This window comes from Actinoplanes oryzae (assembly GCF_030757795.1).
In the GTDB taxonomy this organism is placed as follows: Bacteria; Actinomycetota; Actinomycetes; order Mycobacteriales; family Micromonosporaceae; genus Actinoplanes.
The window spans coordinates 20,081-43,144 of record NZ_JAUQWH010000052.1; the positions used below are offsets into that span (position 1 = coordinate 20,081).

The 23,064-nt window shown below is 73.5% G+C and carries 18 protein-coding genes and 1 pseudogene; 4 read left to right on the top strand and 15 right to left on the bottom strand.

Annotated features, from left to right (window positions below; genetic code table 11):
* Positions 1 to 450 precede the first annotated feature (450 nt).
* The 4 genes from recA to RBH18_RS18780 form a co-directional block, all read right to left on the bottom strand.
* A complete protein-coding gene (gene recA, locus RBH18_RS18765) occupies positions 451 to 1,497 on the bottom strand; it encodes a recombinase RecA (RefSeq protein ID WP_305782766.1) in 1,047 nt (348 codons plus the stop codon).
* Positions 1,498 to 1,692: 195 nt separating this feature from the next.
* Positions 1,693 to 1,893 (bottom strand): DUF3046 domain-containing protein, encoded by a 201-nt coding sequence (locus tag RBH18_RS18770; protein ID WP_306209503.1) that lies wholly within the window; start codon positions 1,891 to 1,893, stop codon positions 1,693 to 1,695.
* Positions 1,894 to 2,009: 116 nt separating this feature from the next.
* The gene (locus tag RBH18_RS18775) at positions 2,010 to 2,669 is read right to left on the bottom strand and encodes a UdgX family uracil-DNA binding protein (RefSeq protein WP_306209506.1); all 660 of its coding nucleotides are present in this window, start codon (positions 2,667 to 2,669) and stop codon (positions 2,010 to 2,012) included.
* A 286-nt stretch (positions 2,670 to 2,955) separates the two neighbouring features.
* Complete coding sequence (locus RBH18_RS18780) at positions 2,956 to 4,302, bottom strand: aminotransferase class I/II-fold pyridoxal phosphate-dependent enzyme (protein WP_306209508.1); 1,347 nt, start codon at positions 4,300 to 4,302, stop codon at positions 2,956 to 2,958.
* 46 nt (positions 4,303 to 4,348) lie between these two features.
* On the opposite strand from RBH18_RS18780, the gene RBH18_RS18785 reads away from it, so the two are divergent.
* Positions 4,349 to 5,656, top strand: coding sequence for a bifunctional pyridoxamine 5'-phosphate oxidase family protein/GNAT family N-acetyltransferase (locus RBH18_RS18785; protein ID WP_306209510.1), 1,308 nt, complete (start codon positions 4,349 to 4,351; stop codon positions 5,654 to 5,656).
* Between the two features lie 324 nt (positions 5,657 to 5,980).
* On the opposite strand, the gene RBH18_RS18790 is transcribed toward RBH18_RS18785, so the two are convergent.
* The 8 genes and pseudogenes from RBH18_RS18790 to RBH18_RS18825 form a co-directional block, all read right to left on the bottom strand.
* Positions 5,981 to 6,445, bottom strand: coding sequence for a DoxX family protein (locus RBH18_RS18790; protein WP_306209512.1), 465 nt, complete (start codon positions 6,443 to 6,445; stop codon positions 5,981 to 5,983).
* A 568-nt stretch (positions 6,446 to 7,013) separates the two neighbouring features.
* Complete coding sequence (locus tag RBH18_RS18795) at positions 7,014 to 7,757, bottom strand: sporulation protein (protein ID WP_306209513.1); 744 nt, start codon at positions 7,755 to 7,757, stop codon at positions 7,014 to 7,016.
* Positions 7,758 to 7,844: 87 nt separating this feature from the next.
* Complete coding sequence (locus tag RBH18_RS18800) at positions 7,845 to 8,900, bottom strand: hemolysin family protein (protein ID WP_306209515.1); 1,056 nt, start codon at positions 8,898 to 8,900, stop codon at positions 7,845 to 7,847.
* Positions 8,897 to 10,231 carry a hemolysin family protein gene (locus tag RBH18_RS18805; protein WP_306209517.1) on the bottom strand — a complete coding sequence of 445 codons (1,335 nt, stop codon included), beginning with the start codon at positions 10,229 to 10,231 and terminating at the stop codon, positions 8,897 to 8,899. Before RBH18_RS18805 ends, RBH18_RS18800 begins: the two co-directional genes overlap by 4 nt.
* A gap of 149 nt (positions 10,232 to 10,380) precedes the next feature.
* Positions 10,381 to 11,367: pseudogene (locus RBH18_RS18810) on the bottom strand (M28 family metallopeptidase); the annotation flags it as partial.
* Positions 11,368 to 11,423: 56 nt separating this feature from the next.
* Positions 11,424 to 12,956, bottom strand: a complete 1,533-nt coding sequence (locus tag RBH18_RS18815; protein ID WP_306209519.1) for a serine/threonine-protein kinase — start codon at positions 12,954 to 12,956, stop codon at positions 11,424 to 11,426.
* 55 nt (positions 12,957 to 13,011) lie between these two features.
* Entirely contained in the window at positions 13,012 to 13,608 is a 597-nt protein-coding gene (locus RBH18_RS18820) for a class F sortase (RefSeq protein ID WP_306209521.1), read from the bottom strand.
* On the bottom strand, positions 13,605 to 14,411 hold the full coding sequence (locus RBH18_RS18825; RefSeq protein WP_306209523.1) for a DUF4397 domain-containing protein: 807 nt from the start codon (positions 14,409 to 14,411) through the stop codon (positions 13,605 to 13,607). Before RBH18_RS18825 ends, RBH18_RS18820 begins: the two co-directional genes overlap by 4 nt.
* Before the next feature lie 114 nt (positions 14,412 to 14,525).
* Here RBH18_RS18825 and RBH18_RS18830 point away from each other — a divergent pair, with 114 nt between their 5' ends.
* Entirely contained in the window at positions 14,526 to 19,118 is a 4,593-nt protein-coding gene (locus RBH18_RS18830) for an ATP-dependent helicase (RefSeq protein ID WP_306209525.1), read from the top strand.
* Between the two features lie 345 nt (positions 19,119 to 19,463).
* Positions 19,464 to 19,835 carry a hypothetical protein gene (locus tag RBH18_RS18835; protein ID WP_306209527.1) on the top strand — a complete coding sequence of 124 codons (372 nt, stop codon included), beginning with the start codon at positions 19,464 to 19,466 and terminating at the stop codon, positions 19,833 to 19,835.
* Positions 19,836 to 19,978: 143 nt separating this feature from the next.
* On the opposite strand, the gene RBH18_RS18840 is transcribed toward RBH18_RS18835, so the two are convergent.
* Positions 19,979 to 20,515 (bottom strand): GNAT family N-acetyltransferase, encoded by a 537-nt coding sequence (locus RBH18_RS18840; RefSeq protein WP_306209529.1) that lies wholly within the window; start codon positions 20,513 to 20,515, stop codon positions 19,979 to 19,981.
* A 57-nt stretch (positions 20,516 to 20,572) separates the two neighbouring features.
* A complete protein-coding gene (locus RBH18_RS18845; RefSeq protein ID WP_306209531.1) occupies positions 20,573 to 21,499 on the bottom strand; it encodes an LLM class F420-dependent oxidoreductase in 927 nt (308 codons plus the stop codon).
* Positions 21,500 to 21,548: 49 nt separating this feature from the next.
* Between RBH18_RS18845 and RBH18_RS18850 the strand changes: the two genes are divergently transcribed.
* Positions 21,549 to 22,334, top strand: coding sequence for an SAM hydrolase/SAM-dependent halogenase family protein (locus RBH18_RS18850; RefSeq protein ID WP_306209533.1), 786 nt, complete (start codon positions 21,549 to 21,551; stop codon positions 22,332 to 22,334).
* A gap of 42 nt (positions 22,335 to 22,376) precedes the next feature.
* Here RBH18_RS18850 and RBH18_RS18855 read toward each other — a convergent pair whose 3' ends face one another.
* A complete protein-coding gene (locus RBH18_RS18855) occupies positions 22,377 to 23,027 on the bottom strand; it encodes a hemerythrin domain-containing protein (RefSeq protein ID WP_306209536.1) in 651 nt (216 codons plus the stop codon).
* Positions 23,028 to 23,064 lie beyond the last annotated feature (37 nt).

Below are 23,064 nucleotides of genomic sequence, written 5' to 3' on the forward strand. Positions count from 1 at the left end.
TCCGCATCAGGGCGCGTGGTTCCCGCAGGGCGCGTGGTCCCCACGTCAGGCCGCGTGGTCTCCGCGGGGCGCGTGGTCTCCGCGGGGCGCGTGGTCCCCGCGTCAGGGCGCGTGGGAGAGGCGTCGAAGGGATCGCCGGCCCACAGATCGGCGTCGTCCACCGGCCCGGGCCCGTCGCCCGTCCCGGCCCACGGGTCGTCGCCCGCGGCCCACGGATCGTCGCCGGCCGACGGGTCGGTGCCGGCCGGGGAACCCCGGCGCCGTCCCGCTCCGGCGTTGCCGCGCCGGGAGGCACCGCGCCGGGGCTCGCCACCGGGGTCGTCCCCGTCGGCCGGGCGGTCCGGGATCGCATCCCAGCCGCGCCCGGCCCGTGCACCACGTCGCCCCGCCACCGAAGGAGCGCCTCCTCATCGCCTCGCGCCCGGCCGCACGACACGTGCGGCGGATCCGTCAGAAGTCGACCGGGGGGAGCTCCGGGCCGCCGGCGGCGTCGCCGGTGGTCTGGCCCACGCCGAGCTTCTCCAGGATCTTCTTCTCGATCTCGGCGGCGACGTCCGGGTTCTCCTTCATGAACTCGCGCGCCTTCTCCTTGCCCTGGCCCAGCTGGTCACCGTCGTAGGTGTACCAGGCGCCGGACTTGCGGATGATGCTCTGCTCGACGCCGACGTCGATGAGCGAGCCCTCGCGGGAGATGCCCTTGCCGTACATGATGTCGAACTCGGCCTGCTTGAACGGCGCGGCCACCTTGTTCTTCACGACCTTGACGCGGGTGCGGTTACCCACGACGTCGGTGCCGTCCTTGAGGCTCTCGATGCGGCGCACGTCGAGGCGGACCGAGGCGTAGAACTTCAGCGCGCGACCACCGGTCGTGGTCTCGGGCGAGCCGAACATGACGCCGATCTTCTCGCGGAGCTGGTTGATGAAGATCGCGGTCGTGCCCGAGTTGTTCAGGATGCCGGTGATCTTCCGCAGGGCCTGGCTCATGAGCCGGGCCTGCAGACCGACGTGGCTGTCGCCCATCTCGCCCTCGATCTCGGCGCGGGGCACGAGGGCCGCCACGGAGTCGATGACGATGATGTCGAGCGCGCCGGAGCGGATCAGCATGTCCGCGATCTCGAGCGCCTGCTCACCGGTGTCGGGCTGGGACACCAGCAGCGCGTCGGTGTCGACGCCGAGGGCCCGGGCATACTCCGGGTCGAGCGCGTGCTCCGCGTCGATGAACGCCGCGATGCCGCCGTTGCGCTGGGCGTTGGCCACCGCGTGCAGGGCCACCGTCGTCTTACCGCTGGACTCCGGCCCGTAGACCTCGATGACCCGGCCGCGCGGGAGACCGCCGACCCCGAGTGCCACGTCCAGGGCGATGGAGCCGGTGGGGATGACGGCGGTCTGCACCACCGGCCGCTCCCCCAGCCGCATCACCGAGCCCTTGCCGAACTGCTTGTCGATCTGTGCCAACGCCAGATCGAGAGCCTTCTCCCGGTCAGGTCCTGCCACCATGTCCGCCACCCCTGTACTCGACTTCGCAGGCGTCTTCGCCGATGAGCTTTTCACCACGCGGTCACGCTAGACGCTGGGTCTGACAAGAATCGGCCGCCCGGTGGCGGCCTGTGGATGACCACGCCGCTGAGGACAATAGCCGAACACCTGTACGACGATCGAGCGACACGCCGAACAAACGTACGAAAAACCGGCTCAACGCAGGCGCGCAGGCACTCGATCGGGGTATGCGGCGACCACAGCTCGCCACACCGTCACCGTGTCGACACCGTCCGCAATGGCCTGATCGATCGTGCGCCCCTCCAGGTCCGAGAACGAGTGATCGGCCGCGATGCTGCGCGCGTAGGCGCCGCCGAATGCCTGCTCAAGACGCTGCCAGAAGTCCGTCAACCGCACTCTCGAAGCCTACTCCCGGCGGCTCGGGAGCCCCGGTTCGCGGACCCGCGGGCTCGTCGATGAGATGTGCGTCACTGAGCCGCGAGGACCTGCGGATTGTGGGGTGAGCCGCGACACTAGAGCACCGTGGCGGCCACCTTCAGATCCTCGACCAGCCCCGCGTACGCGGCATCGCGGTCGTCCGCCCGAAGCACCGCCGACGGGTGGATCGTGGCGAGCGCTTGCACCTCGGCCACCGGGAAGTCCTCGGGATGCTGGGCGGACGCGGGCCACGGCATGAGCTGACCGCGCGACCGTGTCACCCGGAACGACGGTCCGAGCAGCGCCTTGGCCGCCGTGGCACCCAGCACGACGACGAGCTCGGGCTTCAGCTGCGCGAACTCCGCCACCAGCCACGGGCGGCACGCCGTGATGTGCGTGGGCCCGGGGCTCTGGTGGATGCGACGCTTGCCCCGCAGCTCGAAGCGGAAGTGCTTCACCGCGTTGGTGATGTAGACGCTGCCCGGGTCGATGCCCGCGTCGTCGACCGCCTCGCGCAGCAGCCGGCCGGCCGGGCCGACGAACGGCAGGCCCTTCTGGTCCTCCACGTCGCCGGGCTGCTCCCCGACGAACACCACGCGGGCATCGGCGTTGCCGCGGCCGAACACCGTCTGGGTCGCGTCCTCGTAGAGCTCACATCCCCGGCAGTGCGCCGCGGCCGCCTTGAGCTCGTCGAGCTCGTGCGCGTCCGCCGGAACGAAATGCTGCGCGCCGATGGGCGCATCAGTCCTGGGCATGACCACCGTTCTACCCGCTCGCGCCACGCCCACGCCCGGCGGACTCACACGATCGGGTACCACCAGCACGAACACCCCGCACAGCAGAGGCAAGCCGGGCGCAGAGGCAAGCCGGGCGTAAAGGCAAGCCGGGCGTAAAGGCAAGCCGGGCGCAGAGCGCAGAGCCGGGACGCAGGAGCGCAGAGCCGGGATGCAGGAGCCACGGCCCACGCGGGGCGCAGGCCGGCTCGGCAGCGTCGCCCTCGCCCGCGGATCCGCCGCCGAAGGGAACCGGGACACCCCCGTTTCAGCGCCCCGAAGGCCCGGGACCGGCGGGGAGCACCGCGGCGGCGAGGGCGTCGGCCAACGGCTCCACGTCCTCGTCGTCGAGGCGGCTGACGGTCACCCGGACGCCCGGAGGGGACCCATGCCGGAACAGGGCACCCTGCGCCACGGCGTAGCCCCGGTCGCGCAGCTCGGTGACGGTGCGGGTCTCGTCCTCCACACGTACCCAAAGGTTGATGCCCGTGGCACCGTGGGCCCGGACCCCCCGCGCGGACAGCGCCTCCCGCAGGGCCCGGCGTCGCCGGTCGTAGCTCGCGCCGGCCGCGGTGATCCGCTCGGCCACCGACTCGGCCTGCCACAGACGCAGGAGCAGGCTCTGCAGCATCGTGGACACCCAGCCCGTGGTGATGCGCTGGCGGCCGGTCAGGCGGCCCATGGTTGTCGTGTCGCCGGTCACGACCGCCATGCGCAGGTCGGGGCCGAACGGCTTGGACGCCGACCGGACGAACGCCCAGCGCGCGGTCGTGCCGCCGAGGCAGTGCAACGGCACTCCCGCCAGCTCGGCGGCGTGGTCGTCCTCGATGAGCAGGACACCGGGGTGCACGGTGAGAAGCAGCCGGAGCATCGCGGCGCGCTCCGCGGTGACGGCGGCGCCGGTCGGATTTTGCGCGCGGGCGGTGATGATGACGGCACCCACGCCGGCCAGCAGCGCCGAGGCCAGACTGTCGGTGGTCGGCCCCTCGTCGTCGACCTCGAGCGGGACGGCCGTCAGGCCCAGCGCGGCGACGAGATCGAGCAGGTTGGCCCAGCCCGGGTCTTCGACGGCGACCGTGTCACCGGGGCGCAGGTGCGTCAGGAGCAGGCTCTCCATCGCGTCGAGGGCGCCGTTGGTGATCGCGATCGGCGCGTCGCCGGCCGGGACGCCGTCGGCGGTCAGCCGGGCCCGGGCAGCCGCCTCCAGCTCGGGCAGCACACCGGCCACCGAATAGTCGCCCGGCTCGCCCAGCCCGGCCGCCACGTCGCTCAGGAACGGCCCGAGCGGCGCCATGAGACGCACGTCCGGGTCGCCGCTGGAGAGGTCGAGCGTGCCCGGCGGGGGAGCGGTGCGCAGCGCGGAGCGCGGGCCGGCGACCGGTGGCCGCGGACGCACGCGGGTGCCGCTGCGCCCCGACGCCTCCACGATGCCGCGCTGGCGCAGCTCCTGATAGGCCTTCGCCACCGTCGCGGGGCTGACCTGCAGGACATTGGCCAGCAGGCGGATCGCGGGAAGTTTCTCCCCCCGGGCGAAGTCGCCGCTGAGCACCCCCGCCTCGATGCTCGCCGCAATCGTGGCGGCGGTGGTGCCCGAGACCTGATATTGTTCTGCCACACGAATGATTCTGTACTAGCACAGAGCCTTTGGCAAGGAGGCCCCGGTGACCGATCTCTACGAGCCCACCGCCCGCACCACCGCGACACGCAGCCGGGGCCGCATGCACTACGACCGCGCGGCGGCACACGCCATCCTGGACGAGGCGTACGACTGTTCCGTGGCCTTCGTCGTCGACGGCGAGCCCCGCGCCCTGCCGACCATGCACGTCCGCGTCGGCGAGACGCTCTATCTGCACGCCTCCACCGGCGGCCGGATGGGCCTGATCGCGCGCGAGGCCGGGGTGCCCGTCTGCGTGTCGGTCACGCTGCTCGACGGGCTGGTGTTCGCGCGGGCACAGTTCCACCACAGCGCGAACTACCGGTCGCTGGTCGCCCTGGGCACCGCGCGACTGGTGACGAACGACACCGAGAAAAGCGCCGCGATGACCGCCCTGGTGGAAAAGACCGGCCCCGGCCGGGCGGCCCAGAGCCGCCCACCCACACCCCGCGAGCTGGCCGGCACGGCGGTCCTCGCCCTGCCGTTGGCGGAGGTTTCGGTACGCGTCCGCGCGTCAGGAGTCATCGACGAGCCGGAGGATCAGGGACTGCCGCACTGGGCGGGCGTGCTTCCGATCCGGACGATCGCCGGTCCGCCCGAGCCGGCCGCCGGAGTGACGCAGCCGACCCCGACCTATCTCGCGGGCGCGCCGACCTCACCGTGGCACACGGCGGTCCGGATGCGCGGGCAGCACGTCGCGCTGGAGCCGCTCGCCCCGTCGCACGTGGACGGCCTGCTGACCGCGCTGGCCGACGACGAGGTGTGGCAGTTCCTGCCTTCGACGCGGCCTCGCGAGCGCGCGGCGATGGCGGAGCTGGTCGAGCAGGCCGAGCGCGAGCGATGGGCCGGGCAACGGGTGGCCTGGGCGCAGTGCGACCCGCACACCGGCGAGGTGCTGGGCATGACCAGCTACCACGACATCGACACGGCCAGGCGGGCGCTCGGCATCGGGCACACGGTCCTGGGGCGACGGTGGTGGCGGAGCGGCGTCAACACGGAGGCGAAGCTGCTGCTGCTCGAGCGCGCCTTCGAGATGCTGGGCGCCGAGCGGGTGTTCTGGTTCACGGACATCCGCAACGAGCGGTCGCAGCGGGCCATCGCCCGGCTGGGCGCGAGCCGCGACGGGCTGATCCGCCGGCACCGCTTGCGCCCGGACGGGACCTGGCGGGACACGGTGCTGTTCGCGATGACGTGCGAGGAGTGGCCGGGCGCCCGCGAGCAATTGAAGGCGCGGCTGGCTGCGGGAGGGGACGTCAAGGGACGCGAGGAGCGGCCGGCTGCGGGAGGGGACACCGAGGGACGAGAGGGGCGGTGAGCCACAGGAGAGGACGCCCGCGGGGCAGACGCGCGGTTTGACGCGGAAGGTGAGCAACGCGCCGGGAAAGCTGAGCAACGAGCCGGGATTGGAGCGGTTGGCCTCACCCTGCGGAGCAGTTTCTGCCCCGCACTCGGACCAGATTGCCCCGTCTGCCAAGGGGGCCGTCACGCGTCAGGATTTCGCACGCGCCGACGCAGCTTGCAGGCCCACGCGACCTTGCAGGCCCACGCGAGCTTGCAGGCCCACGCGAGCTTGCGGGCCTACGGGACGACCCGCGCCACCCGGGACCGTCACGTGCGGCGGTCCCGGCGGCGGGGGTGGTCAGGCGTTGGCGGTTTCCGTTGCGGGGGCGGGGGTGCCGGCCGGGGCGGGGTTCGGGGCGGCTGCGGTGCGGCGGCGCAGGAGGGCGTCGAGGGACCAGGTGCCGGGGCCGAGGATGGCGATCATCAGGAAGCTCCAGGCGTAGAGGGCCGGGCCGACGCCGCCGTTCTGGTTGGGGGTGAGGGCCTCGGGCTGGTGGACGACGAAGTAGGCGTAGGCCATCGAGCCGGAGGCGAGGATCGCGGCCGGGCGGGCGAAGAGGCCGAGCATCACCAGGATGCCGCAGACGAGCTGAATCATGCCGGCGTACCAGTTGGGCCAGACGCCGACCTCGATCGCCTTGCCCGTGGCGGGCGAGCCGCCGAAGAGGCCGAGGACGGTTGCCGCGCCGTGGAAGGTGAAGAGGAGGCCGACCACGATGCGGAAGATCGACCAGGCCGGGGCGGCGAACTTGTGGTTGTCCATGGGTGCTCCTTGCAGCGACGGGACAGCGGAGGGGACAGCGACAGGACAGCGGGGGCAGCGACGGGATGGCGAGCGGGCAGCGGCGGGACAGCGACGGGATGACGAGGGACGTCGACCGGACAGGGGGATCAAGAGGGACAGCGACGGGACCGGGACAGCGACGGGCGGCACCAGAGGGCGCCGGCACGAACTGGCCGGAAGCGAGCACATCGGGAGGTCTGGCTGTTTCGATCGACGCTAAAAGGTTGAAGCTGCAACCACAAGGCATCGAGATTTGTTAATAGAAATCACAGGCTGGCCAGCGTCGATTTCACAGATTTCGGGCGCGTTAGGGCGGCTGGTCGCATGGCGTGTCAGGACAGAGCGCGGCCGCGAAGCTGGGAGACCTGAATCTTTGCTGGGCGTCTCACTTAATGGGAAGTGAGGCGAGAGGACGATCCGGCAAGCCCGGGTGCGAGGGAGCGGCAACCGCCGAGGGGGATGCAGCACGGGCGGCGACCACGCCGGCGCCGGAGCGCAGGCAGCGACTCCGGAAGCCGCGCCCCGAGGACTCGTGCAGTGCGGAAACCTAGGGCAGGGCCCGGTGCAGCGCCGCGGCGGCCTCGGACGGCGAGCAGCCGTGGCCGAGGCGGAAGCGGGCGTACGAGTCCTGGGGCGCCCGGAACAGCCCGCCGTGCCGCTCGTACTCGAGGATCACCTCGACGCCCTCGGCGTCGGCGACGAACGTCAGCTCCAGCTCGTCCAGCGTGCGCGCCCATCGGGCCGGCGGCGTGAATTCGATCTCCTGGTAGAACGGCAGCTCCAGGCGTACGCCGTAGATGGCCCCCCGCTCCACGTCGGCGTGCCGGAAGTGGAAGCCGGCGTCGGTGAGCGCGTTCAGGACCAGCTCCTGCGCGGGCAGCGGGTGGACCGTCAGCAGGCTGGCGTCCTCCCGGTCGACCTCGTCCTCCGCCTCGACCTCGGTGCGCAGGGCCAAGGACATGCCGGCGAGCCGGTGCCCGTACGCATGGGTCAGCGGCGTCTCCCACGGCGGCGTGATGGTGAACGGGATGTCCTGGTGCTCGCCCGCCGCCAGGGTGAAGCCCGCCGCGACCCACGCCCGGTGGAACTCGAGCAGCGCGTCGCCGTCCTCCGCCTCGACCCGCGTGACCAGGCCGACCGCGATCGTGTCCACGGCCAGGTCGTAGTCGCCGCCCTGGAGCCGGACCGCGCCCATCAGGGGCGTGCCGGGGTAGGTCTCCGCGGTGGCGAGCACCGTGCTGACCTTGGGCCCGCCCAGGTGGAACGTGCGCAGCACCGTCTCGAAGTCCATGCCGCAACCCTTCCCTCGCGCACGCCCGGGCAATCCTGACCGAATTGTCCGGCAAGCCCGGGCGTGCGCGCGGAGAAACGGCGATCGTCAGCGCATGCGGCGGCCGACCGGCACGGGGTCGGTCTCGTCGTCGAACTCGCCGATGACCTGCTCGAGGAGGTCCTCCAGGGCCACGAAGCCGACCCGCTCGCCCTCTCGCGTCACCATGGCGAGCTGCGCTCGGGCCGCCCGCATGCGGGTGACCGCGTCGGTGACGGTGACGCCGCCGGCGAGGACGAACGACGGGTCCATGAGCTGCGCCGCGGTCACCGGGGAGTCCGCGGTGGTGGCGCGGACCGCCTCGCGCACGTGGACGACGCCGACGACATTGCCGGCGGCGTCGAGGACGGCCATGCGCGACCGGCCGCTGGCCAGGGAGGCCGCCTCGATGTCCAGGGCGGTGGCCGTGACGGGCACGGTGACCAGGTGGTCGTCGGTGATGAGCACCTGGTCGATCGTGGTCTCCTGCAGCTTGAGCATGCTGGTCAGCAGCTCGCCCTGCTCCGCCTCGATGGTGCCCTCGGCGCGGGAGCGTTCGAGCAGGATGTTCATCTCGGCCGGGCCGTGGGCCTGGGCCAGCTGGTCCTGCGGGTGCACGCCGAAGGGGCTCAGCGCCGCGTTGGCCAGCCAGTTGAGCGCGACCAGGGCCGGGCGGACCAGGGCGACGAAGCCCCGGAACGGCAGCGCCAGGATCGTCGCCGAGCGCTCGGGGTCGGTGATGGCCCAGCTCTTGGGCATCATCTCGCCGATGACCAGGTGCAGGAAGGTGACCACGATCAGCGCGACCAGGAAGGCGACGATCCCGCTCGGGACGTCCGGCAGGCCCGCCGCGTGCAGCAGCGGGTGCAGCAGGTGCTCAATGGACGGCTCGGCGAGGGCACCCAGCCCCAGCGAGCACAGGGTGATGCCGAGCTGGGCGCCGGCCAGCATGATCGACAGCTCGCGGCTGCCGTCCAGGGCGGCCTTGGCGGCGCGGCTGCCCTCGGCGGCGGCGTGCTCGAGGCGGTAGCGCTTGCTCGCCACCAGCGCGAACTCGGCCGCGACGAAGAAGCCGTTGCCCGCGAGCAGCAGCAGGGAGCAGATGACGGCCCACGTGGTGCTCATCGGTCGCTCCCCTCGGTCGCCGGCAGCGCGGGGGCGGGCGCCGGCGTGATGCGCACGGACTGGGGCACGTGCCGGTCGACCGAGAGCACGGCGAGGCCGGCGCCCGAGTCGAGCGCGACCGCGTCGCCCACCTGGGGCACCCGGCCGAGGTGGCTCATGACCAGGCCGGACACGGTGTCATAGTCGTCGTCCTCGGGCAGGTCGACGCCGGTCGCGTCGGCCACCTCGTCGATGCGCCAGCGGGCCGGGACGATCCAGGAGCCGTCGTCCTGCCGGGCCGGCGCCGGCTCGGGCAGGTCGTCCTCGTCGCGGATCGGGCCCACGAGCTCCTCGGCGATGTCCTCGAGGGTGATGATGCCGGCGAAGCCTCCGTACTCGTCGACGACGCACGCGAGCTGCCGGTGACCGCCGCGCAGCCGGTCCAGCACGGCGGGCAGGTGCAGGGAGGCGGGGACCAGCAGGGGCGACGCGCACAGGTCGCCCACCTGCCGGGTCGCCCGCTCCTTCGGGGGTACGCCGAGCACGTCCGCGATCCCGACGACGCCCACGATCTCGTCCACCCCGTCGCCGCCGCGCACCGGGAAGCGCGAGCGGCCCGTGTCGAGCAGCTCGACGACCTTCTGCGCGGTGTCGGTGGCCTTGACGGTGTGTACGTCGACGCGCGGCACCATGACCTCGGAGGCCGACCGGCCCCGGAAGTCGAGGCCGCGGTCGAGCAGCGCGGACAGCTCGGGGTCGAGGTGCCCCTCGGCGCGGGACTCGGCGATGATCTGCTCGAGGTCCTCCTCGGTGGCACCCTCGGGCAGCTCCTCGATCGGCTCGATGCCGATGCGGCGCAGCAGCTTGGCCGCGGCCTTGTCGAAGAGCTTGATCACCGGGCCGAAGACGGCGAGGTAGATCAGCGTCGAGCGGCTCAGCGCCTTGGCGAGGGGCTCGGGGCGGGCGATGGCGAAATTCTTGGGGGCGAGCTCGCCGAGGACCATCTGCACGACGGTCGCGATGAGCAGGGCCAGCACCACGGAGATCGCCGCCGTGACGCCCTCGGGCAGCCCGGTCAGGCCGAGCAGCTCGGCGAAGCCCTCGCCGAGGTAGGGCTCGGCGAGGTAACCGACGATCAGGGCGGTCACCGTGATGCCCAGCTGGGCCCCGGAGAGGACGAAGGAGAGTCGCTCGGTCACCTGGAGGGCACGCTCGGCGGCCTTGTCGCCGCGGTCGGCCTCGGCGCGCAGCTTGCCGCGGTCGACCGCGACATAGCCGAACTCCTGGGCGACGAAATAGCCCGTGATCGCGGTGACCAGAATGACGAGCAGAAGGCCTGCCAGGATCAACATGGCGTGACGGGGGCAGGCGGTTCAGTGACGAGGGGCCGGGCCGTACCCGGCCGTCTACTGCCAATCATCCGAAGAAAATACCAGCGTCCGCTGAGTGCCCGCTGTGAGACAACGATCTTCACAGCGGGCGCATCAGGCGGTCACGGTCAGCTCTGCGCGAGGGTCCAGACGGCGCTCGCGATGGCGTCCGAGCTGCGGTTCAGTGCCGTGGCGCTCACGTTCGCGGTGGTGTCGCAGGAGCGGTGGTAGCACGGGTCGAAGGCCGCCTGTGTGCCTCCCCACAGCTGCACCTGCGCGGCGGTCTTGCGGCCCTCGGCGCCGGTGAAGATGCCGCCCGCCGGGATCCCCGCCGAGATGAACGGTCCGTAGTCACTGCGGCCGTCGAAGTCGGTCCCGCGGGTGGGGACGCCGATCGACGTGAAGTACGCCTCCAGCACGTCCTCGATCTCCGCCGAGCCCGCGGGTCCGGCCCCGGCGCCCGTACCGTCGGAATTGTCCCCGTCGTAGAGGAAGTAGCCGGGGTTGGGCGAGCCGACCATGTCGAAGTTGAGATAGCCGGTGATCTGCCGCTTCTGGGCGGTGGTGAGCGAGTTGACGTAGGCGGTCGAGCCGCGCAGCCCGAGCTCCTCCGCGCCCCACCAGCCGAAGCGCAGGTGCCGGGCGGGAGCGAAGCCGGTGCGCGCCACGGCCAGGGCCACCTCGAGGTTCGCCGCGGAGCCGGTGCCGTTGTCGTTGATGCCGGGGCCCGCGGTGACGCTGTCGAGGTGCGAGCCGATCATGAGCGTGTCGGCCGTGTCGCCCCCGGGCCAGTCGGCGATCAGGTTGTAGCCGGTCGCCCCGCCGTACGTGAAGCTCTGCTGGCGGGTCTGGAAGCCGGCGGCGTCGAGCAGGCCCTTCACGTACGTGACCGAGGCGAGATAGCCGGGCCGGCCGTGCGCGCGGTTGCCGCCGTTGGCCGTGGCGATCGACTGGAACCGGGTGAGGTGAGCCTGGACACTCGCGACGGGGATGTCGGGAGCGGCGACGGCGGCCTGGACAAAGGGCGCAGCGGGGGCGGCGAGCGCAGCCGAGGCGGGGACTGCCGCGGTGGCGGACAGCACGAGCGCGGCCGCGCCGGCGAGGACGAGAGGTCTCATGCCCCGAGCATCACAACGACGGACGTCGATGAATAATCCCGGCCGGGACATACCGCTCAGGTGCCCGTCGCGAACGTGCTGACGATCATCCCCCAGGTCGCGAAGGTGGCCGGCCAGTCCAGATCGCGGGCCAGCAGCCCGTACGCATAGCCCTCCCCGCCCGACGCCACCCACCGCGTCATGGCGTGCATCCGGGTGCCGGTGCGCGGATCGTCGTACGCGTACTCCCAGTCCGCGGCGCGGGTGAGCGACGCGACCCGGTCGAGCCGGTATTGCCGGTAACCCGGGAGCGCGCCGGCGCCCCGCAGTCGCGCAGCCTCCTCCCGGCAGGCCTTGACGGGGTCGCCCCGGGGATTGCGGGAGGCGTCGATGCTCAGTACCCGCGGGCTGGCCGGGTCGCGGAAGCAGATCGTCGTGCCGACCATCTGGTAGGTCCAGCCGTCCGGCACCGCGATCCGGAAGTCGTCCCGCGCGAAGAAGGACCAGCCGCTGTAGAGCGCCCAGCCGTTGCGCAGCTTGTCCGCGCCGCGCTGCGGGGTCCTGGGCAGGCCGGCCGGCGGGTCGCCCTGGCAGGCCACCGGGCTGAAGCCGCCGCCGCCCCCGCCGGTGCCCGAGGGCGGGACCGACGTCACCGCCGGTGCCGCCCGGCGCTGCTCACCGCCGTCGTCGTGCAGGAGGTAGCCGGCAGCCGCGCCGAGCAACGCGAGCGCCAGCGCTCCGGCCAGCACCGGCCGCTTCCAGGAGCGTCGTCCCACCGGCGGCACAGGAGCCCGGCCGACAGAAGGTGTGCGGAGCAGCCTCGCCGCCTCCGGCGCGGTCAGGCGGTCGGCGGGGTCGCGCCGGAGCAGACCGGCCAGCACCGGCGCGAGCGACCCCGCGCGCACGGGCGGGTCGGGCGGCTCGGTCGCGAGCGCGGTGAGCGTGGCCATCGCGCTCTCCCGGGCGTACGGGGACCGGCCCTCGACCGCCGCGTAGAGCGTCGCGCCGAACGACCACAGGTCCGACTCCACCGTGGAGGTGCCGTCCCGGGCCCGCTCGGGCGCGACGTAGTGCGGCGACCCGACGACCACCCCGGGCCCGGTCACCGCGCCGTCGTCGGCGAAGGTCGCGAGGCCGAAGTCGGTGAGCACCACCCGGCCGCCCGGGCCGATGAGGACGTTGTGCGGCTTGATGTCCCGGTGCAGCACGCCGGCGCCGTGCGCGGCGGTGATCGCCTCCAGCACCGCGGAGCCGACGCGGGCCGCCTCCGCCGGCGGCAGCGGGCCGTCCTGCCCGACGATGTCGTAGAGCGAGCGGGACGGCACGTACTCCATGACGATCCACGGCTGGTCGCCCGTGTGCACCACGTCGTAGATCTTCACCACGTGCGGGTGGTCGATGCGGGCCGCGCTCCGAGCCTCACGCAGCGTGAGATCGCGCAGCCGGGCCTGCTCGGCGGGGGTCATCCAGGCGGGCGGGATGATCTCCTTGACGGCGACCTCCCGGTGCAGCATCTCGTCCCGGGCGAGCCACACGCGGCCCATGCCGCCGGTGCCGACCGGGTCGAGCAGGCGGTAGCGCCCCGCGACGAGCGTCTGCCTGGCCGTCATCCGCACACCCCCCTGAGCCAGCGTAGGTCCGATCCGATCACCATCGGTAGCTCGATCACCCGGCCACCGCGTACACCACGAGGTTCTCCCGATAGGAGCGTGCGCTGCGGTCGAAGCTCCCGCCACAGGTGATCAGCCGCAGCTGCCGGTCGGGCGTGGGGCCGTAGACGCGGGCGGCCGGGAAACGGGTCTTCGGGTACCACGCGCTGCCGGTCACGGTGAAGGTCACCGGCTCACCCCCGCGCGTCACCTCGACGGTGTCGCCCGGCCGCAGCTCGCGCAGCCGGAAGAAGACGGCCGGGCCGCTGCGCGAGTCGACGTGTCCGGCGAGGACGGCCGGGCCGATGTCGCCCGGTGCGGTGCCGTCCGCGTACCAGCCGGCCTGGTCGTTGCCCTCGGGCGGCACGAGCTCGCCGTCCGGGCCGAGGTGCAGCCGCTGCAGCCCGGTGTCGATGCCCACGGCCGCGACGCGCAGCCGGGTGGGCGGCCCGCCGGGTGCCTGCCCACTGTGCGCGAAAGGGTCCGGCCATTTTTCCGGTACGACGACCGGGGCGGCCGCCCGGGGAACGGCGCGTTCACTGCGCGGTGGCGACGCCGCCCCGGCCATGCTTGCCGTGACGAGCACCACCGCCACGGAGAGCAGGTGCCTCATCGCGTACGACGCCGGAGCACCAGGAGGCCGGCCAGCGCGACCAGCGCCGCCACCGCCCAGCCCGTGACCCGGGGCGCCGTCCCTCCCCCGCCCGTGGCGACGCCCCCGCGCGGGACGCCGCCCTGCCGCGCCGCGTCGATGTGCAGCTCGGGCTCCAGGCCGCCCTTGCCGTCGTCGAGGACGAGCAGCGAGTAGACATTGCCCGCGCCGAGCGTGCACGGCAGGTCGCTCGGCGCGCCGCCACCGGTCGGCTGGACGCGGACGGTCCAGCGCCCGGGGCCGACCTGGCGGTAGCCGGTGGTCGTGGCGAAGGGCACACCGTCGGCGATCTGACGGCCGTCCGCGCCGGCCACGTCGAGGACGGGGGCGCGTACGGAGGCCTGAATGATCCTGATCTTGGCGGTCCCCGCCGCGGGCAGGCCGAGGTCGTCGGCGAGCACCCGCAGGCCCAGATCGGCATAGCGCCCGACGCCCGCGACGGTGTAGGCGGCGCCGTCCGCGACCGTCACCTGCGTCGTGATGACGGGCGGCGTGCTCGCGGCGGCACCCGCCTTGCGCATGGCCACCGTGTACGTGCCGGCGGGCATCCGCATGTAGTCGGACAGCGCGCCGTACGCCACCCCGTCGAAGCGCTGCGGCTCGGTGGCGCCGGACTCGGACCGGAGATAGACGTCGACAGCGGGCGTGTCCGGCGAGAGGTGGGCGAGCCGGACATACCCGGCCCCGGCCGCCCGGGCGGGCGTGGCGCCGAGCGTCACAGCGGCCAGCAGGACCGGCACTATGAGGGCATATCTCCTGTTCACGGCGCCTCCCCGGGGGCAATTTTCGATACATCAATGTGCCCACCGTCGATGCTTCGACACCATGGGCCGTCCGGACGGGTGGATCCGCGATTTTTGTCGTACCCCCGGGGCACCATGGATTTCATGCAGGACGTGCTGGAGCAGTTCGGTGTGGCCACCCGGGAGTGGTTCCGCGCCGCCTTCGCCGCGCCCACGGCCGCCCAGGCGGGCGCGTGGCGGGCCATCGGGGCGGGGCGCAACGCTCTCGTGGTCGCGCCTACCGGCTCCGGCAAGACGCTGGCCGCCTTCCTGTGGTCGCTCGACCGGCTGGCCCACGAGCCCGCGCCGGAGGATCCGAAGCATCGCTGCCGCGTGCTCTACGTGAGCCCGCTCAAGGCACTGGCGGTCGACGTCGAGCGCAACCTGCGGGCGCCGCTGACCGGCATCCGGCAGGCCTCGGGGCGGCTCGGCGTGCCGCCGCCCGACATCACCGTGGGCATGCGCACCGGCGACACCCCGGCCGACGAGCGGCGGGCCTTCACCCGCACGCCGCCGGACATCCTGATCACGACGCCCGAGTCGCTCTTCCTGCTCCTCACGTCGGCGGCCCGCGAGTCCCTGCGCGGCGTCGAGACGGTGATCATCGACGAGGTGCACGCCGTCGCCGCCACCAAGCGCGGGGCGCACCTCGCCCTCTCGCTCGAGCGGCTCGACGCGCTGCTGGGCAAGCCGGCGCAGCGGGTGGGCCTCTCCGCGACCGTGCGCCCGATCGAGGACACCGCCCGCTTCCTCGGCGGCGCGCAGGATGTCGAGATCGTGCAGCCCAGGTCCGCCAAGACCATCGACGTCGAGGTCACCGTCCCGGTCGAGGACATGACCCGGCTCGACGAGGTGCCCGAGCCCGACATGGACGACCCGGGCGCCGGGCGGCACTCGCCGTCGATCTGGCCCGCGGTCGAGGAGCGGGTGCTCGACCTGATCCAGGAGCACCGGTCGACGATCGTCTTCACCAATTCGCGGCGCGGGGCCGAGCGGTTGTGCGCGCGGCTCAACGAGCTGGCGGTCGAGCGGGCCGAGGCCGCCTCCGGCGCGGTCCCCGGGGCCACGGTGGCCGGCGGGCGCGGCACCGACCAGGGGAAACGGCCGCCGGCTCAGATCATGGCGCAGTCGGGCGAGGCGGGCGGGGCGCCGCCGGTCGTCGCCCGGGCCCACCACGGCAGCGTGTCGCGCGAGGAGCGCAAGCAGATCGAGGAGGCGCTCAAGAGCGGGCAGCTGCCGGCCGTGGTCGCCACCTCCAGCCTCGAGCTGGGCATCGACATGGGCGCCGTCGACCTGGTCGTGCAGATCGAGGCGCCGCCGTCGGTGTCCGCCGGGCTGCAGCGCATCGGCCGAGCGGGCCACCAGGTCGGGGCGGTCTCGCGCGGGGTGGTCTTCCCGAAGCACCGCGGCGACCTGGTCTCCTGCGCGGTCGTCGCCGAGCGGATGGGTGAGGGCGCGATCGAGGAGCTGCGCTATCCCCGCAACCCGCTCGACGTGCTCGCCCAGCAGGTCGTGGCCATGGTCTCCCTCGACGAGTGGCAGGTGGACGAGCTGGCGGGCCTGGTGCGCCGGGCCGCGCCCTATGCCGAGCTGCCCGACTCCGCCCTGCACGCCGTGCTCGACATGCTGTCCGGGCGCTATCCGTCGACCGCCTTCGCCGAGCTGCGCCCGCGCCTGGTGTGGGACAGGACGAGCGACGTGCTGACCGGCCGCCCGGGCGCGCAGCGGCTCGCCGTCACGAGCGGCGGCACGATCCCCGATCGCGGGATGTTCGGAGTGTTCCTGGCCGGCTCGGAGAAGGCGTCGCGCGTCGGCGAGCTCGACGAGGAGATGGTCTACGAGTCGCGGGTCGGCGACGTCTTCCTGCTCGGCTCGACCTCCTGGCGCATCGAGGACATCACGCCCGACCGGGTGCTGGTCTCGCCCGCGCCGGGGGCGCCCGCGCGGATGCCGTTCTGGAAGGGTGACGCGCTCGGCCGCCCGGTCGAGCTGGGCCGGGCGATCGGGGCCCGGCTGCGCGGGCTGGTCCGGGCGGGCGACGACGCCGCGGTGGGGTCGCTGCGCGCGTCCGGGCTGGACGAGTGGGCCGCCGGCAACCTCGTGGCGTACGTGCGGGAGCAGCGCGAGGCGACCCGCAACCTGCCCGACGACCGCACGATCGTGGTCGAGCGCTTCCGCGACGAGCTGGGCGACTGGCGGATGACCGTGCACTGCGTGCTCGGCGCCAAGGTCAACGCGCCGTGGGCGCTGGCGATCGGCCGGCGCCTCGGCGAGCGCTACGGGGTGGACGGTCAGGTCATGCCCTCCGACGACGGCATCGTGGTGCGCCTGCCCGACACCGCCGAGGAGCCGCCCGGCGCCGACCTCGTGGCGTTCGACCCCGAGGAGATCGCCCAGATCGTCGAGGAGTCGGTGGGCACCTCGGCGCTGTTCGCGTCCCGCTTCCGCGAGTGCGCCGCCCGGTCGCTGTTGCTGCCCCGCCGCGACCCCAAGCGCCGCCAGCCCCTGTGGCAGCAGCGCCAGCGCTCGGCGCAGCTGCTCGACGTGGCGCGCGAGTTCGCCGACTTCCCGGTGACGCTCGAGGCCGCCCGCGAGTGCCTGCAGGACGTCTTCGACGTGCCGGGGCTGGTCGGGCTGATGCGCGAGATCGCCGGGCGCAAGGTCCGCCTGGTCGAGGCCGAGACCCCGCGCCCGTCGCCCTTCGCCCGATCGTTGCTGTTCGGCTATGTCGGAGCCTTCCTCTACGAGGGCGACGCGCCGCTGGCCGAGCGCCGCGCCGCCGCCCTCGCCCTCGACTCGACGCTGCTAGGCGAACTGCTGGGCCGCGTCGACCTCCGTGAGTTGCTCGACCCCGCCGTGGTCACCGAGAGCGAGAGCCAGCTCCAGTGGCTCACCACGCAGCGGGCGCCCCGCGACGCCGAGGACGCGGCCGAGCTGCTGCGCCTGCTCGGCGACCTGTCCCCCGCCGACCTGACCGCCCGCTCGGTCGACCTCGCCTGGATGGAGGAGCTGGCCGCGTCGCGGCGCGCCCTGCTGATCCGCGTCGCCGGCGAGGAGCGCTGGATCGGGGTGGAGGACGCCGGGCGCTACCGGGACGCGCTGGGGGTGGCGCTGCCGGTGGGCGTGCCGGAGGCGTACCTGGAGCCGGTGGCCGACCCGCTCGGCGACCTGGTGGCCCGCTATGCCCGGACCCACGGGCCGTTCGCGGCGGCGACGTGCGCGGCGCGGTTTGGCCTGGGCGTCTTCGTGGTGGAGCAGGCCCTCAAGCGGCTGAGCGCCACCGGCCGCGTGGTGTCCGGCGAGTTCTCCCCCGGCGGCGCCGGCTCCGAGTGGTGCGACGCCGAAGTCCTGCGGCTGCTGCGCCGCCGGAGCCTGGCCGCCCTGCGCCGCGAGATCGAGCCGGTGGCACCGCGCGTGCTGGCCGCCTTCCTCCCCCGGTGGCACCAGATCGGCGGCAACTCCCGCGGCGTCGACGCGCTCGCCGCCTCCCTGGAGCAGCTGCAGGGGGTGGCCGCCCCGGCGTCGGCCTGGGAGCGGCTCATCCTGCCCGCCCGCGTCGCCGACTACGCGCCGCCGCAGCTCGACGAGCTGTGCGCCGGCGGCGAGGTGCTGTGGGCCGGCTCGGGCAGCATCGCCGGCGGCGACGGCTGGGTTACGCTGGCCTATGCGGACAGTGCCCCGCTGCTGCTCCCGCCGCCCGACGAGGAGCTGGCCCTGACGCCCCTGCACCAGGCGGTGCTCGACACGCTCGCCGACGGGCAGGCGCTGTTCTTCCGCAGCCTCTCCGACCGCGTGCACTCCACCGACGACAGCGCGCTCGCCGCCGTGGTGTGGGACCTCGTGTGGGCCGGCCACCTGACCAACGACACGATCGCGCCGCTGCGGGCCCTCCTCGGCGGCAGCGGCGCCCACAAGGCGAAGGCCGCCCCGGCCCGCACCCGCTACCGCCGCCCCGGACGCCCCGTCATGCCGGCCCGCTCGGGGCCCCCGCAGATGGTCGGCCGCTGGTCCCGGCTGCCCGACCGCGACCTCGACCCGACCCGGCGCGCCGCGGCGACGGCCGACCTCCTGCTGGAGCGGCACGGCGTCGTGACCCGCGGCGCCGTGCTGGCCGAGGGCGTGACGGGCGGATTCGCGGCGGTCTACCCGGTGCTCAGCGCGCTGGAGGAGCGCGGGGCGGCCCGGCGCGGCTACTTCGTCGAGGGCCTGGGCGCGGCCCAGTTCGCCGTGCCCGGCGCGGTCGACCGCCTGCGGGCGCTGTCCGAGCCCGCCGAGCTGGCGAAGCGGACGGGCACCACGGCGGTCGTCCTCGCCTCCACCGACCCGGCGAACCCCTACGGCGCGGCCCTTCCCTGGCCGGACCGCGTGGTCGACAACGGCACCGGCGAGACCGCCCCGGCCACCGGCCACCGCGCGGGCCGCAAGGCGGGCGCCCTGGTCGTCCTGGTCGGCGGCGACCTGATCCTCTACGTCGAGCGGGGCGGCCGGACCCTCCTGTCCTACACCGACGACACCGAGGCGCTGGTCGCCGCCGGGCAGGCGCTGGCGGGCTCGGTGCGCTCGGGCGCCCTCGGCCCGATGTCGGTCGAGCGGGCCGACGGCGAATCGGTGCTGGCGTCGCCGCTGCGGGATGCCTTGTCGGCGGCCGGCTTCCGCGCGACGCCCCGGGGCCTGCGCCTGCGCGGCTGAGACCGGCCATCGGTTCCCTTCGCGGGGCTGTTCCCGGACGGCGGGGACGGCACCTGGGCGCCTGGCGCTCGCTCGGCACTGCGCAGCGCTCGCTCGGCACTGCGCAGCACTCGCTCGGCACTGCGCAGCACTCACTTGGCACTGCGCAGCACTTACTTGGCACTTGCGCGGCGCTCCTCGGCACTGCGCGGCACGTGCTCGGTGCTGCGCGGGCTTGCTCAGCGTCCCGGATGGTCCGCCGACGTTGCGCGAGGGGGGCGTTCAGGGAGTTCCCGGATGGGGGCGTCACGACTTCGCGACCAGGCTTGCGGGCAGGAGCGACACACCCGGCCTGGGGAGGATGGCATGGGTATCGAGCAGCACGCCGCCGATGAGCGACCGAGTTCCGGCGACGACCGGGGCGCCGGGGTGCATCCCGCCGTGGCGGCCCTCGGGCGGGCCCATTTCTGCCGCCGCATCGCGCATCTGGTCGCCGGGGTGGTCGGTGGCGCCGTCGCCCTGGGGTTCCTGCAGGTGAGCGTCGGCGGCGACGACCTGTGGAGCAAGGCCGCGGAGTCGATCGGCGCAGCATTGATCTTCGCGTCGGTCAGCGCGATCGCGCTGGTCGTCGTGCGCTGGTTCAGCGGCGTGGAGAGGGCCGAGCTGACGGCGCTCGAGCATCTCCTGCACGACCACGACACGGGCGCCGCGGGGCTCGGCCGTCCGCATCACGGCTGATCGGGCTCCGACCGGCGTGCTGCGCGCCACGCGGCGACGGCAAAGGGCGGGCGTTGCGGCGACCGCGGAGGGCAGGCGTTCGCGGCGACGGCGGAGGGCGGACAGCCGCGGGGACGCTGCGCGGGCGGGCGGGCGCGGGAACGTCAGGGGTGGCGGTCCCAGCGGAGGGTGTACATCCAGTCGGGACCGTCCTCGCCCGGTTCGTCCTGGGCCGGGTCGCGGGTGAGGCCCGCGCGCTGGGCCACGCGCTGGGAGGCGATGTTGGCGGGCCGGATCCGGGCCATCACCGGCCAGTCCGGGAGGTGCTCGCCGGCCCAGGCGACGACGGCGGTGGCGGCCTCGGTGGCGAGGCCGGCGCCCCAGACGGCGGGGTCGAGGCGGTAGAAGAGGTTGAGGACCTCGCGGTCGCGGAAGCGGACGATCTTGATGCCGCAGAAGCCGGCGACCGCCCCGGACGCGGCGAGCGTGCCCGGCTCGGTCAGGACCGTCCAGTAGCCGAAGCCGTGCCGCTGCCAGTGCTCGTCCCAGCGGCGCAGCAGGTGCTCGGCGTCCTGGCGGCGGGCGAGCAGGTCGGAGGGGTTGTGCAGGCAGGCGCGGGGGTCGTGGTGGATCGCGTAGACCGCATCGAGGTCCGGCGCGGCCGGGCGGCGCAGGGTCAGACGATCAGTGACAATCCGCACGGGTCCGACTTTACGTGCCTGTGGGGGAAGGACGGTGCCGTCCTTCCCCCGGGCGCATCACAGCTGCGGCATCACCTGGGCGGCGACCAGCTCGATGTGGTCGAGGTCGGCGAGGTCCAGCGTCTGCAGGTAGACACGCTCCGCGCCCACGGCGGCGTACCGGCCGAGGGTGTCGACGACCTGGTCGACCGTGCCGACGATGCCGCCGTTCTCGCGCATCTCCTCGACCTCGCGGCCGATCGCGGCGGCGCGGCGGGCGACCTCGGCGTCGTCCTTGCCGACACACAGGACGGCGGCGGACGAGAAGACGGGCAGCTGCTCGCGGCCGGCTTGCTCGCAGGCGGTGCGCACCCGGCCGTACAGGGCAGGCAGGTCTTCGATCTTGGCGAACGGGGTGTTGAACTCCTGCGCGTAGCGGGCGGCCAGCGCGGGGGTGCGCTTCTTGCCGTGGCCGCCGACGATGATCGGCGGGCGGGGGCTCTGCACCGGCTTGGGCAGGCCGGGCGAGTCGACGACCTGGTAGTGCTTGCCGTCGAAGCTGTAGCTGGCGCCCTCGGGCGTGGTCCACAGGTTCGTGATGATCTCGAGCTGCTCCTCGAGGCGGTCGAAGCGCTCGCCGACGGACGGGAAGGGGATGCCGTACGCGGTGTGCTCGGCCTCGAACCAGCCGCCGCCGAGGCCGAACTCGACGCGGCCGCCGCTCATCTGGTCGACCTGCGCGACGCTGATCGCCAGCGGGCCGGGGTGGCGGAAGGTCGCCGAGGTGACCAGGGTGCCGAGGCGGATGCGGGAGGTCTGCAGGGCGAGACCGGCGAGCGTGATCCAGGCGTCGGTGGGGCCGGGCAGCCCGTCGCCACCCATGGTGAGGTAGTGGTCGGAGCGGAAGAAGCCGTCGTAGCCGGCGTCCTCCGCGGCCACGGCCAGCCGCCGCAGGGTGTCGTAGGTGGCGCCCTGCTGGGGCTCGGTGAAGATGACGAGACGCATAAGATCAACTCTGCCAGACGGCCCCGGCGGGAGCAGTAACGTAGGGCTCATGGGCGCGTATGGATGGATCAGCCTCACCACGGACTACGGCACCTTCGACGGGTTCGTGGCGGCCTGCCACGGCGTGATCGGCCGCCTGGCCCCGCAGCTGCGGGTCATCGACGTCACGCATCACGTCCCGCCGGCCGACGTCGCCCGGGGCGCCGCCGTCCTCGCCCAGACCGCCCCGCACCTGCCGCCCTCGGTGCACGTCGCGGTCGTCGACCCGGGCGTCGGCACCGAGCGCCGAGGCATCGCCGTCGGCACGCCCGGCGGCCTGCTCGTCGGCCCCGACAACGGCCTGCTGGTCTGGGCGGCCGAGGCGCTCGGGGGCCTCGACGAGGTGGTCGAGCTCACGAACACCGACTGGTTCCTCGGCGACGTCTCGCGCACCTTCCACGGGCGCGACATCTTCTCGCCGGTCGCCGCGCGGCTCGCCCTCGGGGCGCCGCTGGCCGAGGCCGGGCGGACGGTCGATCCGAAGTCGGTGGTCCGGCTGCCCGACCCGGTCGTGGCGGTCGGCGACGGCTGGGTCGAGGCCGAGGTCGTGACCGTGGACCGCTTCGGCAACGTGCAGCTGGCCGCGGGCGGCGGGATGCTCAGCGGGCTCGGCCCGGAGCTGATGGTGGGCGGCGTCAAGGCGCGCCGCGGCCAGACGTTCGGCGACGTCGGGCCCGGCGAGCTGATCGTCTACGAGGACTCGGCCGGCCGCGTCGCGATCGCGGTCAACGGCGGCCGGGCCGTCGTCGTCCTCTCCGTGACGCCGGGCGACGTCGTCCGGATCTCGGAGCGCTGAGGCTGTTTCACAGCGGGGCCCGCCGCAGGTCGTGAAGAGGCTTCAGCCCTGGCGGACGCGGTCGCGCGCGGTGGCGTACGTGCGCTTGCCGAAGAGTGCCCACAGCACCCGCGCGGGCAGCGGCAGCGTGGCCAGGAAGCGCCGGGCCTCCGCGGGCGAGGCCTCCTCCAGCGACGCGCCCAGGAAGACGAGCGCCTTGCGCAGGTCGTTCCTGGGCAGGATCTCCTTGCCGCGCTCGCCGAGGGCGTCCCACTCGGCCTGCGTGACGAACTCCGAGACCAGCGGGAGCAGGTCGCGCTCCTCGTCCCCCAGGTGCTCCTCCAGCACGGGCGAGACCTGCGCGACCACGTCGGCGAGCCCGTCCCGCGTCTCCTGCCGGGCGGAGGCGCGCCACTGGCTGTTCAGCGCGTCGAGGCGGCCGAGCAGCTCGGCGAGCCGGAGATGCTGAGCCTCCATGCGGTGCACCACGTCGGCGTGCAGCCCGACCCGGTCGAGCATGATCGGCCAGAGCAGCTCGTCCTCGGCCTCGTGATGGTGGTGCAGGCCGTGCGAGACCTCACCGAGGTGCTCGCCGACCACCTCGGCGCGGGCCTTGTCGCCGGGCGGAACGGCCCGGATGATCGCGGGCAGGATGCGGAACTCGCGCCGGAAGACCCGGTGCACGAGCACCATTTCCCAGGTGTCGACTGTCATGCGTCCACAGTGGGACCGTCGCCTTGCAGACTGCTTG

Excerpts from the sequence above, each read along its gene's own strand:
- RBH18_RS18800 (WP_306209515.1), bottom strand. The coding sequence starts at position 8,900 with ATGAGCACCACGTGGGCCGTCATCTGCTCCCTGCTGCTGCTCGCGGGC.
- RBH18_RS18815 (WP_306209519.1), bottom strand. The coding sequence starts at position 12,956 with ATGACGGCCAGGCAGACGCTCGTCGCGGGGCGCTACCGCCTGCTCGAC.
- RBH18_RS18830 (WP_306209525.1), top strand. The coding sequence starts at position 14,526 with ATGGATTTCATGCAGGACGTGCTGGAGCAGTTCGGTGTGGCCACCCGG.
- RBH18_RS18820 (WP_306209521.1), bottom strand. The coding sequence starts at position 13,608 with ATGAGGCACCTGCTCTCCGTGGCGGTGGTGCTCGTCACGGCAAGCATG.
- RBH18_RS18790 (WP_306209512.1), bottom strand. The coding sequence starts at position 6,445 with ATGGACAACCACAAGTTCGCCGCCCCGGCCTGGTCGATCTTCCGCATC.
- RBH18_RS18850 (WP_306209533.1), top strand. The coding sequence starts at position 21,549 with ATGGGCGCGTATGGATGGATCAGCCTCACCACGGACTACGGCACCTTC.
- RBH18_RS18795 (WP_306209513.1), bottom strand. The coding sequence starts at position 7,757 with ATGGACTTCGAGACGGTGCTGCGCACGTTCCACCTGGGCGGGCCCAAG.
- RBH18_RS18855 (WP_306209536.1), bottom strand. The coding sequence starts at position 23,027 with ATGACAGTCGACACCTGGGAAATGGTGCTCGTGCACCGGGTCTTCCGG.
- RBH18_RS18835 (WP_306209527.1), top strand. The coding sequence starts at position 19,464 with ATGGGTATCGAGCAGCACGCCGCCGATGAGCGACCGAGTTCCGGCGAC.
- RBH18_RS18775 (WP_306209506.1), bottom strand. The coding sequence starts at position 2,669 with ATGCCCAGGACTGATGCGCCCATCGGCGCGCAGCATTTCGTTCCGGCG.
- RBH18_RS18805 (WP_306209517.1), bottom strand. The coding sequence starts at position 10,231 with ATGTTGATCCTGGCAGGCCTTCTGCTCGTCATTCTGGTCACCGCGATC.
- RBH18_RS18845 (WP_306209531.1), bottom strand. The coding sequence starts at position 21,499 with ATGCGTCTCGTCATCTTCACCGAGCCCCAGCAGGGCGCCACCTACGAC.
- recA (WP_305782766.1), bottom strand. The coding sequence starts at position 1,497 with ATGGTGGCAGGACCTGACCGGGAGAAGGCTCTCGATCTGGCGTTGGCA.